Below are 12,126 nucleotides of genomic sequence, written 5' to 3'. Positions count from 1 at the left end.
GGAGCCAAGTTTGCACGCCATGGTAATTTCGGGACTATTTAACCATTTGCATACCGCGCCAGCGTAGGCTTCGACGCGTTCCGGTCGAACTTTCGCCGGAATCCCTGTCTTTCGTCGCAGTTGCGCGAGGCGCTCCGATTCACGATGATCGGCGCCACCGCTTTCTGCCCTCTTACTTCGGGATCGATCGAGCCAGCATGATGTCCTCAACCCTTCGCATCGCGCTCATCGCCACCGCCGTCGTCGCATTCACCGGTTCGGCTCTGGCAGCACCTCGCAAACCCAAGGCCGAAGCACCGGCTCCGGCAGCCGCCGGAGGCGCGCAGCCGACACCGCTCGGCCAGTTCGGCGATTGGCAAGCCTTCCAGAACGGCACGGCCAAGGGTAAGTCCTGCTTTGCCATCACCAGTCCGAAGGACCGCAAGCCCGCACGGCTGAAGCGCGATCCGGCCACGCTCTTCATCACCCGCCGCCCCGGCGAAGGCGTGAAGAACGAGCTGAGCATGATCACCGGTTTCACCATGAAGGATGGCGGCGACGCCACGCTGAAAGTCGGACGCTCCTCCTTCACGCTCTACACCAAGGGCAGCAATGCCTGGGTGAAGAACGCCGCCGAGGAAGGCACCGTGGTCAACACCTTGCGCAAGAGCCGCGACGCGGTCTTCACCGGCGCTTCCAAGCGCGGCAACAGGACCACCGACCGCTATTCCCTCGACGGGCTGCCGCAGGCCCTCGACGCCATCACCAAGGGCTGCCCATAAGGACTCTGAGCGCAGACATCTCAGCGACATGCTTGCATGTCGCGGTGTCTGCTCCTTGGAACGATCGCACGCAAAAGGGCGCCGCCTGACTTGGCCGCGCCCTTTTTGTAAGCTCTGTGTTTCCAAGAGCGGACAGTTGTCCGCGCTCCCGGGAACAGTGTGCCTGTTCCCGGAAACAGATATCGCTGTTCCCGGTTACACCGTCTTGGCAGAGAGCCTGTCGCGGAAGACGAGATAGCCGTAAACCGGCATCACCACGAAAACCATGGCGATCTTGATGGCATAGTCGGCAATGCCGAGGCTGACCCAGGGCACGTCCGTGCCGACGAAGGCGATCACCCAGAACAGCACGCTGTCGACCGTCGAGGCGAGGATGTTGGAGATGGAGGGTGGCACCCACCAGGCATGCTGGCGGAAGCGGTTGAAGACCTGAGCATCCACCATCTGGCCGGAAATGAAGGCGATGCCACTGGCGATGGCGATGCGCGGATCCGCGGCCACGAAGGAGACGATCACCGCGATGACGAAGGAGGCGATCACCACCTTGCGCGTCATCTCCACGCCGTGGCGGCGATTGCACAAATCCGTGATGAAGAAGGCGACCGGGAAGATGAAGGCGCCCCAGGTCAGGAAATCCGAGGATCCGGGCACGACATATTGCACGCCCCAGTTGGCGGAAGCGACAATCACGGCGTGAGCCAGCACATAGCGCCAGCGCAAATCGGCGAAATAGTTGAACACAGGGTTGGCGGTCACGACATACCTACGGGAAAGAGAAGATTTCTGGGGCGCTGCCTTACAGCAAAAACGGCCGTCGGTGTAGCCTCTCAATCGCAATTCCGCTTCCCCGGGCCGGCATGACCGCCTTTTTCCGCGCTTACGCCGTAGCCATTCCGCAGGCGGAGCAGAATTTCGCCCCCGGCGGCGCCCGGCCGCTGCTTGGTCGCGGCGCGGACTACGCCCCGGCCTTGCCCGTTTCCAGGAAACGCTCCACGCCTGCCAATCCGGTGTAGTGCATCTGGAGGGGCAGGCCGAGGCGAGCAGCCGCCTGCTCCGCCTTGCGCTCAAGCACCGGATCGGGGAATTGCACCAGGAACATCACCCGCTTGTAATGGCCGAAATACATCGGCAGCAATTGCGGATAGCGATCGAGCTTCAACCCCTTGATCACGAAGCGGTCGAAGTGCCGAACCAGGAAATCGGTGAGATAGAAGGTGCCGATCTCCTCCTCCTGCATGCGATCGAATATGTCGCCCCCGGCAAAGAAGGAATAGCAGTGCGGCCCGTCGATGCGCTCGACGCCCTCTTCGCGCAGGACGTCGTCGAGCAGGCCTCCGGTGCCGCAATCGCCGTAGAGCACCAGGATCTCGTCATATTTGGCGCGATTGTCGCGAATCTTGCGCCGGATGCCGTCGGGGATCTTCTGCGGATAATTGTGCCAGATCGCCGGCAGGCAGGTGACCTCCATATGGTCCCAGCCATTGGCGGCTTTCACCGCCAGGAATTCGCGCGCCAGCGCCCCGCAGGCGATCACCAGCGTCGAGCGGGGTTCATCTGGTTTTTTCGAAGGACTGGTCATCGCCCACTCCCCGAGATCGGGCCTCGCCCATCAGGCAGAACGGCGTCATGCCGCCCTGCGCAGATCCGCTGTCGGGCTCAGCCCGCCATGCCCTGACGCTTGCCGATCAGGGACTTGGCCATTTCCACCGCGATGGCAGCATCGCGGCAATAAGCATCGGCGCCCACGGCTTCCGAGAAGGCCTCGTTCAAAGGTGCGCCGCCGACCAGCACGATGTAGTCGGAGCGGATGCCCTTCTCCTTCATCGTGTCGATCACCACCTTCATATAGGGCATCGTGGTGGTGAGCAAAGCCGACATGCCGAGAATTTCGGGCTGGTGCTTCTCGAGCGCCTCGAGATAGTTCTCGACCGGGTTGTTGATGCCGAGGTCGATCACCTCGAAGCCGGCGCCTTCCATCATCATGGTGACGAGGTTCTTGCCGATGTCGTGAATGTCGCCCTTGACGGTGCCGATCACCATCTTACCGACCTTGGGAGCGCCGGTCTCGGCCAACAACGGGCGCAGCAGATGCATGCCGGCCTTCATCGAATTGGCGGACATCAGCACTTCCGGCACGAACAGGATACCGTCGCGGAAGTCGACGCCGACGATACGCATGCCTTCCACCAGCGCCTTGGTCAGCACGTCATAGGGCGTCCAGCCGCGCTTGAGCAGGACATTGACGCCCTCGACGATCTCGTCGGCCAGGCCGTCATAAAGGTCGTCGTGCATCTGCTCGACGAGCTCGTCATCGGGGAGCGTGTTGAGATCGAGATCGCCGTCGGACATGACTTGCTGTTCCTGCACTGGGTGAAGCACGGATTACTATAGAACGCTTCTTAATGCGAGGTAGCCTGACAGGGGCGCCTTGCGCTGTCGCACTGGGGACATCGTATATTCAAACTGCGACAACAGCCCAAAAGAGCGACGGCCTGTATCCGCTCAAATGTCCAACCATGTTCTTGCACGCGGGCAGGTTGTCGGCCCCTGGATGCCCGTCGCCCGGCTGCGGCACGGCGCGCTTCGACAAGAGCGCCGTTTTGCCCTACCTCTTGCCATCCCTGCGCCTTTGCGATTCCCGCCGAGTCCGGCTATTCGCAAAACCCGTCGGCAAAACGTTCGAGTTTGACAGGCGGTATTGGCTTGCGCGAACGTTGCATGAAATAGTAGGCCTACGTAACGGAATGTCGTGGCGCCGGCCTTTGGCGCGATTTCGATACTGATGGCTGTTTGGAAAAGGTTGTGATGCCCGATTTATCTCGTCGCGTTTTCGTTCTCGGTGCTCCATTGCTGCTTGCCGGCTGCGCCTCCTCACGTGCCACCGTCGGCTCCCTGTTCAACAGATCGAATGACAGCGGCTTCAACTATCGCGAGATCTATGCCGGCGGGATGGAGAACGGCCATGCCTATCCGCCCATCAATCTGAACGCGATCGATCCCAAATATCTGCGGCGCGTCGTGGCAGCCCCCGACGGCGAGACACCCGGCAGCATCGTCGTCGATCCCGACAACCGTTTTCTCTACCATGTCCATGACGACGGCACCGCCACTCGCTATGGCGTTGGTGTCGGCCGCGAAGGTTTTGGCTGGAACGGCAAGGCCACCATCAAGCGCAAGGCGGAATGGCCGCGCTGGACGCCGCCACCGAGAATGGTCAAGCGCGATCCGCTGGCCGCCAAATTCGCGGGCGGCATGCCCGGCGGCGTCGAAAACCCGCTCGGTGCCCGCGCCATGTATCTCTATCAGGGCGACCGCGATACGCTCTATCGCCTGCACGGCACCAACGATCCCACCTCGATCGGCAAGTCGATGTCTTCGGGCTGCATCCGCCTGCTCAACCAGGACATCATGGCCCTCTATCACAACACCCCCGTGGGCGTGCGGGTGGTGGTACGGCCTTCGCAGGGCGGTGCCGAGGAGAGCTAAGCATCACACCGAAAAGTGGATGCCGATTTTCAGAAAAAACGGTGCAACAACAATAGCATACCAGCACTAGACCCGATGCCGAAGTCGGGTCCGGTGCCGTAACCCGCCCTCCTCAGTCCGGCTTGCGCAGCCCGCTCGACACCGCCCCGATCAATGCGAGGCCGGCGCCAATCCAGGCGATCAGTTCCGTCTGCCCCTGCGCAACCTGGCTGAAGATGACGGCGGCGACCGCCGCCCCCATCGACTGGCCGAGCAGCCGCCCGGTCGATTGCAGGCCGCTGGCTCCGCCGCTGCGCTCGCGCGGCGCGCTGGTGATGATGATGCGGTTGTTGGGCGACTGGAACAGGCCGAAGCCGAAACCGCACAAGGCAAGCCGCCAGACGATGTCGAAGCTGTCGGGCCGCTCGCCCATGCTGGCGACCGCCGCCAGCCCTGCGGCCAGCAGGCAAAGCCCGGCAATGCCGAGTTTCTCGGGCGAGATCCTGTCGGAAAGCCGGCCCGAGATGGGGGCAATCAACGCCGTCATCAATGGCCAGGGCGTCATCAGGAATCCCGTCGCGGCCTCCGAATGGCCGAGCGAGCGCTGCAAGAAAAAGGGCAGTGCCACATAGGCCATGCTCTGTGAAGCGAAGGAGCAGATCGAGGTCGCCATCGACAGCGAGAATATCGGTCGCCGCAAGAGGTCGACCGGCAGCAGCGGCACCGGCAGTTTCAGCGAGCGCCGCACCAAGACGAGGGCCGCCACCGCCGCCCCGGCGATCATCGCCAGCGCCACCGGCATCGTTCCGGTATCGCCGAGACCATCGAGGCCGGCGATCAGAAGGCCGAAGGCGAAAGCGTTGAGGATGGCGCTGACCCAATCGAAGCGATGGCCGGAAGCCGGTGTCTGCGGCAGAGCCCCCGCCGCGACGAAGAGGGCGATGAGGCCGATGGGCACATTGACCAGGAACAGCCACTGCCAGTTCGCCACGGTCAGGATGGCCGAGGCGACGCTGGGCCCGGCGGCCGAGGACACCGCCACCACCAGAGCCGTGTAGCCGACCCCCGAGCCAAGGGAGGCCTTGGGGAAGATATAGCGCACCAGGGCGATATTGACGCTCATGATGCCGGCGCCCCCGAGCCCCTGCACGGCACGCGCCAGCGCCAGCACCGGCAGCGAGGAAGCCTGGGCACAGGCGAAGGAAGCCGCGGTGAACACAGCCAGCCCCGCCCAATAGACCCGCTTATAGCCGATGATGTCGCCGAGCGAGGACAGGGGCAGCAGCGCGATGGTGACCGCGAGTTGGTAGGCGGTGACCACCCAGATCGATTCTGCCGGGGAGACCGCGAGTTCGCCCGCGATCGAAGGCAGGGCGACATTGACGATGGCACTGTCGAGCACCGCCATGGTGAGCGCCATGGCGATGGTCAGAAAAGCCAGAAAGCGTTGGGGAATGGGCAGGCCATCCATGGTGGCGGCATTCATCAAATACTCACAGCGACAAGTGCCGATAGTATCGGCATCTTCGAGACAATGAATTGGAAAAATCACCCGAAACGGCAAACAGGGCGCCGCAACGGCACCCTGCTTCTACGCTTTCTGGATTGCCGGGGAAGTGCCAGCTTTATCCTAGTATTATAAGCAACAGGCTTTGCGATCCCGCAAAGCCGCAGCCTTGGGTGGACGGCCTCGGCAGGCTTGCCCGTCAATCCTGTCCGCCGACGATGTCGCGGGCGGCCTTTTCGATGATGGCGCGGATCCGCTCGGCCTCGGCCTGCGTCCAGGGACCACGATGCATCTGCAGGGCGTGCCGGAACGTATGCAGAGCTTCACGCACCATCTCCGGCGTGGAGCGGGCGGAGAAGGCGCTGGCGGCAAGATCCATTCGCGCCATCACGCCATCGACCGCGTCGCGGTTTTCGGCGAGGAAGGCCTCACCCTCCGGGGTGATGGTGTAGAGCTTCTTGGTGCCCTCCGTGACTTCGCCACGGATGTGGTCCTGCTCCTCCAGGAGCGTCAGCGTCGGATAGACCGCGCCGGGGCTCGGTGCATAGGCGCCGCCGAACTTCTCCTCGATGGCGCGGATCAGCTCATAGCCATGGCGCGGCTTCTCGGCGATCAGCGCCAGGATGACCAGGCGCAGATCGCCATGGCCGAAGACGCGGCTACGCCCGCCGAAGCCCCGACCGAAGAAATCGCCCGGGCCATCGCCCTCGAAACCGCCGCGTCCCCAACGCCCCCCACGACCCGGGGCACACTCCCGCTGTTCCTCGCGGCCCCAGCCGCGAAATCCGCCGCGGCCCGAGAACTCGCCGCGACCGCGGCCTTCATGATGTCGTCCAAACATTCGATATACCTTTCGTTCTATCTTTAAGATGAATCTTAAGATATATCGAAAGATAGATTACGCAAGAGCCTTTTGAAAATTTTGAGCCTTCGAAAATCTTGGCTACCGCACGCAAGCATGATCGCGCCACCTGTCCCCATCCCATCCCCCTTGGGTTCTCCTGACGACGATGGCGGGATGATTGACAGCCCAAACTTGCTGCGGCAGTCTCAAGGCGCTGCGTAGGGCGCACCGGTGCACCGTCGGAAGGGCAATGCCCGCCTACAATCGAAACCACGATTGCGCCTATGCCGAACCTCGAAAATCTCAAGAAGCAGGCCAAGCAATATCTGCGTTGGCATCGCGAGCATTATCATCCGGTCGCCGCCGAGATCAGGGCCGCCTTGCCGCGGTTCCGTCACCTCGACGACCACCAGATATTGGAGGCGAATTTCCAGCTCGCCGACGCTCTGGAACTCGTCGCTCGCCAATTGGGATTCGAGGGATGGGAGGCGCTCAAGACAGGAGCCCCTACCATGACGAACCTTCCGGAAAAGACCGCGCCGCAAGCCTTTTTGAGTTCGATTGCGGCGCAACTCTTCGTCGCCGACGTCACCGCCTCATGCGCGTTCTTTATCGGCAAGCTCGGTTTCGACCTGGATTTTGCCTATGGCGATCCGCCTTTCTACGCGCAGGTCATACGCGACAGAGCGCGGCTCGCCCTGAGGCTGGTGTGCGAACCGGTCTATGTCGGCGATGTCAGGCAGCGCGAGCATCTGCTCGCCGCCGCCATCACGGTCGACAGCACAGCCGAGATCAAGCAGCTCTTCCTGACTTTCCAGGCTGCGGGCGTGGCCTTCCATCAGCCGCTCAGAAAAGAGCCCTGGGGAGCCAGGACCCTCATCGTCCAGGATCCGGACGGTAACCTGATCTTGTTCGCCGGCCCGGCTAGCTGAGCCGTTCCGTCCAACCGGATGGCCGCGCTCACGCGGCCTTGGCGGCAAGCAATCTGGCGACGATGCGCTCCCGCTCTTCAACATAGCTGGAGGCGGAGGCGCGCGCCGCCTCGATCGCGCCTGCCGGCGCCGTCGCGGGGGATCCCGCATCGAAGGGTGGCGCCGGCGCATATTCGAGCTTGAGCTGCACGGCCTCGGCCTCCTCTCGGCCTCGCAGCCGGGCGATGATATCGAGTGCGAAGTCGATACCCGCCGTGACGCCACCACCGGTGATCAGCCGGCCATCGACGACGATACGCTCGGCCACCGGTACGGCGCCGAGTGGCTCTAGCAGATGATGCGAACCCCAATGCGTCGTCGCCCGCTTTCCCTCCAAAAGCCCCGCGGTTCCCAGGACGAGCGCGCCAGTGCACACAGAGGTAATGAAGCGGGCGCTCCAGGCCTGGCGGCGCAGAAAATCGAGGATCATTTCATCTTCCATCAAGGCATTGATGCCGGCCCCGCCCGGCACGCACAGCACGTCGAGGATCGGACAATCCTGCAGCGTCGTCGTGGGCTGGACGGGCCAGCCGCAGGTCGCCGTCACCGGATCGAGATCCTTCCAGATCAGATGCTGGACAACGCCCGGCATCGCGGCGAAGGCGTCGAAAGGCCCGGCTAGGTCAAGCAGCTGGACCTTGGGAAAGACGAGAAAGCCGATCTGCAGCATCATGGCGGTACTCCGTTCCAAATCTTGATATTGACAGAGCCATTGTAGAGCGGCAGATTTTGGCGCAAATGTCGCTTAAACCACATTTTACGCCAAATTCGATCGATGGGTCGCCGCATGGCCGGGCGCCGCGCGCGGTGGATCTGCTCGCCTTCCCGGGATTTCAGCTCCTCGATATCGCCGGCCCCATGCAGGTGTTCGCCTCGGCCAACCGCCTGCTGGAGGATGACGGACGGCTTCCGGCCTATCGCCTGCGTATCGTCGCCAAGCAGGGCCAGGTCCCTGCCTGGGCCGGGCTGACGCTGAAGGCCGAGCCCCTGCCGGAGGTCAGCGAAGCCTGCGACACGCTGGTGATCGCCGGTGGGCGCGCCGTACATCAGGCCGTCGAAGACGCCGAACTCGTCGCCTGGGTGGTGGCCAAGGCCACAACCGCCAGACGGGTCGCGGCTGTTTGCACCGGGGCGTTCCTGGCCGGCGCCGCCGGCCTGCTCGATGGCAAGCGCGCCGTGACCCATTGGGATTCCTGCGCCCTGCTCGCCGAGCGTTTTCCGGCAACACAGGTGGAAAGCGATCCGATCTTCATCGAGGACGGCAATCTGTGGACCTCAGCTGGCGTCACCGCCGGCATCGATCTCACTCTGGCCCTGGTCGAACGCGATCTTGGGCGCGCCATGGCGCTGGCGGTGGCGCGCGAACTCGTGGTCTTCCTCAAGCGGCCGGGCGGGCAGTCGCAATACAGCGCCGCCCTGGCGCTCCAGCATGGCACCTCCCGTTTCGAAGCCCTGCATGGCTGGATGCGGGAGAACCTCGACGCCGACCTGTCCGTCCCCACCCTCGCCGCGCAGGCCGGCATGAGCGAACGCAGCTTCCAGCGTCGCTACCGGGAGGCCACCGGCGTGCCGCCGGCCCGCGCCGTCGAAAGGCTGCGGGTCGAACAGGCACGCACGCTGCTCGCCGACACCGCCTTGCCTCTCAAGCAGATCGCCGCCCGCTGCGGCTTCGGCTGCGAGGAGACCATGCGGCGCGGTTTCGCCCGGCACCTGGCCACCACGCCGCAATCCTATCGCGAGCGATTTTCTGGCGGGCATGCGCTTGGAGCGCGGACATCTCAGTGACATGCTAGCATGTCGCGGCGTCCGCCTTTGCTTTCTTCCTAGATCGGTGTTTCCAAAAGCGGACAAGATGTCCGCGCTCCCGCAATGCCCGATTGACAGAACCCGCCGTCCAGTTAATCTGACAATTGCGAGGTACGTAACTCATTCGCCCGTGCAGATGGCGAAGGGGACGTTGGCGGGAAACGAAAACCAGGAACCGGATTTGTCTCAGGCGGAAGCGAGCAAGGCTGCCGCGCAGAACCAGACCGTCCCGGTGCTGGCTGCCAGTGGCCTGTCCAAGAGCTTTGGCGCCATCGAGGTGCTGAGCAACATCGCGCTCGACCTCAAGGCAGGCGAGGTTCACGCCATCATCGGCGAAAACGGTGCCGGCAAGTCTACCCTTATGAAGATCCTCGCCGGCCATCTGCAGCCGAGCCGGGGCACGCTCGCCATCGATGGCGAGCCGGTGCATTTTTCCGGCCCGGTCGATGCCGAGCATCGCGGCATCGTGCTGGTGCATCAGGAGATCCTGCTCGCGCCCCACCTCACCGTGGCCCAGAACATCTTCCTCGGTCGCGAGGTCCGCCGCGGCCTCATGGTCGACGACCGGGCCATGAACCAGGAAGCCGCGCGGGCAGTTCGCGAGCTCGGGGCTGAGATCGCGCCGACCAGGCTGGTCGAACGCCTCTCCATCGCCCAGCGCCAATTGGTCCAGATCGCCCGCGCCCTGGCGGTGCCGCACCGCGTGGTGATCTTCGATGAGCCCACGGCCTCCCTCACCGCAGTGGAGACGCAGGCCCTCTTGAAGGTGATCACCGCCATCCGTGCCAGGGGTGCGGCGGTTCTCTACATCTCGCACCGCCTCAACGAGGTGAAGGCCATCGCCGACCGCGTCACCGTGCTCCGCGACGGCAAATGGATCGCCACCAGGCCCACGACCGAGCTCCAGCCCATCGACATGGCGCAGTTGATGGTGGGGCGCGACATGGCCAATCTCTATCCGCCCAAGGATATCGCGGATGCGGACTTGACGGTCTCGAAGGAGCCCCTGCTCGCGGTCGAGCATTTCAGCGTGCCGGGCTTTGTTGCCGAAGCCAGCTTCAGCCTGCAGGCCGGCGAGATCCTCGGTTTTGCCGGCTTGGTCGGCGCTGGACGCACCGAGCTGTTCGAAGGGTTGCTGGGTCTGCGTTCCGCTACGGGCACCCTCAGGCTCGAGGGTCGACCTGTGCACTTCGGCGAGCCCCGCCAGGCCATGGAGGCCGGCATCGTCTACCTCTCGGAGGATCGCAAGGGCAAGGGCCTGTTGCTGGCGCAGGATCTGCGCACCAACCTCACCTTGGCCGCGCTCGATCGCTTCACCTCGGGCGCCTTCATCGACAAGGCGCGCGAATGGAGCGCGCTCAACCAGGCCTTCCAGGATTTTGATATCCGGGCCCGCTCCAAGACCCTGCTCGCCGGCCAGCTTTCTGGCGGCAACCAGCAGAAATTGCTGCTCGCCAAGATGATGCTGCTGGAGCCGAGGATCGTCATCATCGACGAACCCACTCGTGGCATCGACATCGGCACCAAGGAACAGATCTACCGTTTCATCGCCGCCCTCGCCGCCAGGGGCAAGGGTGTGATCGTGATCTCCTCCGAGATGCAGGAACTGATCGGCGTGTGCCATCGCATCCTGGTGATGCGCGGCGGGCATATTGCCGGCGAGGTCAAGGGTGAAACCATGACCGAGGCCGAAATCGTGGTGCATGCCACCGGCGTTTCCAGAGAAGAAGCGAGAGCACAGATATGAGCGGAGAGCTCGCCCCCACCAAGGCTGCAAGCCGCTTCCAGGATTTCGACCTGCGCGCCATCGCGCCCTTCGCGGCACTCGCCGTGCTGATGGTGCTCGGCTATTTCGTCAATGCCCGCTTCATCGACCTCGACAACCTCACCAATGTCCTGGCCCGCAGCGCCTTCATCGCCACCATCGCGGTCGGCGCCACCTTCGTGATCACCGCCGGCGGCCTCGACCTCTCGGTCGGCTCGATGGCGGCCCTGGTCTCGGGCGTGATGATCCTCTTCCTCAACAAGGCCTATATCGGCGACGGCTATGCCCTGCTCGCCATCGGCATGATCCTGGCCTTGCTGCTCGGCGCCCTGTGCGGCGCCGCCAACGGCCTGGGCGTCACCGCCGGGAGGCTCGAACCCTTCATCGTCACGCTCGGCACCATGGCGATCTTCCGTTCGCTGCTGATCTGGCTGGCCGATGGCGGCTCGATCGCCATGAAGTCGATGGAACTGCGGGCCGATTACCGCCCAGTCTATTTCGGCACCATTCTCGGCCTGCCCTTCCCGGTCTGGGTGATCATCGCGGTGGCGGTTATCGGTGCCTTCCTGCTCTACCGCACCACTTTCGGGCGGCACGTCATGGCCGTTGGATCCAACGAGGATGTCGCCCGCTATTCCGGCATCTCGGTCGGGCGCGTGCGCATGCTCACCTACATCATCCAGGGCCTGTGCGTCGCCATCGCCGTGCTGGTCTATGTGCCCAGGCTCGGCTCGACCACCTCCACCACCGGCCTTGGCTGGGAATTGCAGGCCATCACGGCGGTCGTGGTCGGCGGCACGGCGCTGCGCGGCGGTGTCGGGCGCATTTGGGGCACCATCTGCGGCGCGCTGATCCTGGAAGTGATTTCCAACATCATGGTGCTGTCGAATTTCGTGTCGGAATATCTGGTCGGCGCCGTGCAAGGCGCCATCATCATCATCGCCATGCTGGTGCAGCGCTCGCTCGCCCGGAGGAGTTGAGCCACCCCACCCACATGGAGTGGGCGG

The 12,126-nt window shown here is 63.7% G+C and carries 12 protein-coding genes; 6 read left to right on the top strand and 6 right to left on the bottom strand.

The window, feature by feature from the left end; genetic code table 11:
• Window positions 1–197 precede the first annotated feature (197 nt).
• Window positions 198–761, top strand: coding sequence for an invasion associated locus B family protein (locus ACN6KF_RS25580; protein ID WP_434959558.1), 564 nt, complete (start codon window positions 198–200; stop codon window positions 759–761).
• A gap of 195 nt (window positions 762–956) precedes the next feature.
• Here the strand turns inward: ACN6KF_RS25580 and ACN6KF_RS25575 are convergent, their stop codons facing one another.
• The 3 genes from ACN6KF_RS25575 to ACN6KF_RS25565 all read right to left on the bottom strand — a co-directional run bounded on the left by ACN6KF_RS25575 (window position 957) and on the right by ACN6KF_RS25565 (window position 3,110).
• On the bottom strand, window positions 957–1,517 hold the full coding sequence (locus ACN6KF_RS25575; protein WP_434959557.1) for a queuosine precursor transporter: 561 nt from the start codon (window positions 1,515–1,517) through the stop codon (window positions 957–959).
• Between the two features lie 199 nt (window positions 1,518–1,716).
• Window positions 1,717–2,340 (bottom strand): DUF1638 domain-containing protein, encoded by a 624-nt coding sequence (locus ACN6KF_RS25570; protein WP_434959556.1) that lies wholly within the window; start codon window positions 2,338–2,340, stop codon window positions 1,717–1,719.
• Window positions 2,341–2,417: 77 nt separating this feature from the next.
• On the bottom strand, window positions 2,418–3,110 hold the full coding sequence (locus ACN6KF_RS25565; RefSeq protein WP_434959555.1) for a corrinoid protein: 693 nt from the start codon (window positions 3,108–3,110) through the stop codon (window positions 2,418–2,420).
• A 456-nt stretch (window positions 3,111–3,566) separates the two neighbouring features.
• On the opposite strand from ACN6KF_RS25565, the gene ACN6KF_RS25560 reads away from it, so the two are divergent.
• Window positions 3,567–4,247 carry a L,D-transpeptidase gene (locus ACN6KF_RS25560; RefSeq protein WP_434959554.1) on the top strand — a complete coding sequence of 227 codons (681 nt, stop codon included), beginning with the start codon at window positions 3,567–3,569 and terminating at the stop codon, window positions 4,245–4,247.
• Between the two features lie 112 nt (window positions 4,248–4,359).
• On the opposite strand, the gene ACN6KF_RS25555 is transcribed toward ACN6KF_RS25560, so the two are convergent.
• Complete coding sequence (locus ACN6KF_RS25555) at window positions 4,360–5,712, bottom strand: MFS transporter (protein WP_434959553.1); 1,353 nt, start codon at window positions 5,710–5,712, stop codon at window positions 4,360–4,362.
• Between the two features lie 220 nt (window positions 5,713–5,932).
• Window positions 5,933–6,574: a PadR family transcriptional regulator gene (locus ACN6KF_RS25550; protein ID WP_434959552.1), complete on the bottom strand. Its 642-nt coding sequence runs from the start codon at window positions 6,572–6,574 to the stop codon at window positions 5,933–5,935.
• Window positions 6,575–6,861: 287 nt separating this feature from the next.
• Between ACN6KF_RS25550 and ACN6KF_RS25545 the strand changes: the two genes are divergently transcribed.
• A complete protein-coding gene (locus ACN6KF_RS25545; protein ID WP_434959551.1) occupies window positions 6,862–7,509 on the top strand; it encodes a VOC family protein in 648 nt (215 codons plus the stop codon).
• Between the two features lie 28 nt (window positions 7,510–7,537).
• Here the strand turns inward: ACN6KF_RS25545 and ACN6KF_RS25540 are convergent, their stop codons facing one another.
• Window positions 7,538–8,221, bottom strand: coding sequence for a DJ-1/PfpI family protein (locus tag ACN6KF_RS25540; RefSeq protein ID WP_434959550.1), 684 nt, complete (start codon window positions 8,219–8,221; stop codon window positions 7,538–7,540).
• A gap of 65 nt (window positions 8,222–8,286) precedes the next feature.
• Here ACN6KF_RS25540 and ACN6KF_RS25535 point away from each other — a divergent pair, with 65 nt between their 5' ends.
• The 3 genes from ACN6KF_RS25535 to ACN6KF_RS25525 all read left to right on the top strand — a co-directional run bounded on the left by ACN6KF_RS25535 (window position 8,287) and on the right by ACN6KF_RS25525 (window position 12,099).
• Window positions 8,287–9,333 carry a GlxA family transcriptional regulator gene (locus tag ACN6KF_RS25535; RefSeq protein WP_434959549.1) on the top strand — a complete coding sequence of 349 codons (1,047 nt, stop codon included), beginning with the start codon at window positions 8,287–8,289 and terminating at the stop codon, window positions 9,331–9,333.
• A gap of 253 nt (window positions 9,334–9,586) precedes the next feature.
• Window positions 9,587–11,101 carry a sugar ABC transporter ATP-binding protein gene (locus ACN6KF_RS25530; protein WP_434959761.1) on the top strand — a complete coding sequence of 505 codons (1,515 nt, stop codon included), beginning with the start codon at window positions 9,587–9,589 and terminating at the stop codon, window positions 11,099–11,101.
• Complete coding sequence (locus ACN6KF_RS25525) at window positions 11,098–12,099, top strand: ABC transporter permease (protein WP_434959548.1); 1,002 nt, start codon at window positions 11,098–11,100, stop codon at window positions 12,097–12,099. The genes ACN6KF_RS25530 and ACN6KF_RS25525 overlap by 4 nt, the downstream gene beginning before the upstream one ends.
• Window positions 12,100–12,126 lie beyond the last annotated feature (27 nt).

It is taken from the genome of Labrys methylaminiphilus subsp. lupini, assembly GCF_051161885.1.
GTDB lineage: Bacteria > Pseudomonadota > Alphaproteobacteria > Rhizobiales > Labraceae > Labrys.
This window is presented reverse-complemented; position numbering and strand designations above follow the sequence as displayed.

Bases quoted from the DNA above. Each gene is read 5' to 3' on its own strand.
- ACN6KF_RS25580 (WP_434959558.1), top strand. From the start codon at position 198: ATGATGTCCTCAACCCTTCGCATCGCGCTCATCGCCACCGCCGTCGTC.
- ACN6KF_RS25570 (WP_434959556.1), bottom strand. From the start codon at position 2,340: ATGACCAGTCCTTCGAAAAAACCAGATGAACCCCGCTCGACGCTGGTG.
- ACN6KF_RS25565 (WP_434959555.1), bottom strand. From the start codon at position 3,110: ATGTCCGACGGCGATCTCGATCTCAACACGCTCCCCGATGACGAGCTC.
- ACN6KF_RS25560 (WP_434959554.1), top strand. From the start codon at position 3,567: ATGCCCGATTTATCTCGTCGCGTTTTCGTTCTCGGTGCTCCATTGCTG.
- ACN6KF_RS25555 (WP_434959553.1), bottom strand. From the start codon at position 5,712: ATGAATGCCGCCACCATGGATGGCCTGCCCATTCCCCAACGCTTTCTG.
- ACN6KF_RS25550 (WP_434959552.1), bottom strand. From the start codon at position 6,574: ATGTTTGGACGACATCATGAAGGCCGCGGTCGCGGCGAGTTCTCGGGC.
- ACN6KF_RS25545 (WP_434959551.1), top strand. From the start codon at position 6,862: ATGCCGAACCTCGAAAATCTCAAGAAGCAGGCCAAGCAATATCTGCGT.
- ACN6KF_RS25540 (WP_434959550.1), bottom strand. From the start codon at position 8,221: ATGATGCTGCAGATCGGCTTTCTCGTCTTTCCCAAGGTCCAGCTGCTT.
- ACN6KF_RS25535 (WP_434959549.1), top strand. From the start codon at position 8,287: ATGTCGCTTAAACCACATTTTACGCCAAATTCGATCGATGGGTCGCCG.
- ACN6KF_RS25525 (WP_434959548.1), top strand. From the start codon at position 11,098: ATGAGCGGAGAGCTCGCCCCCACCAAGGCTGCAAGCCGCTTCCAGGAT.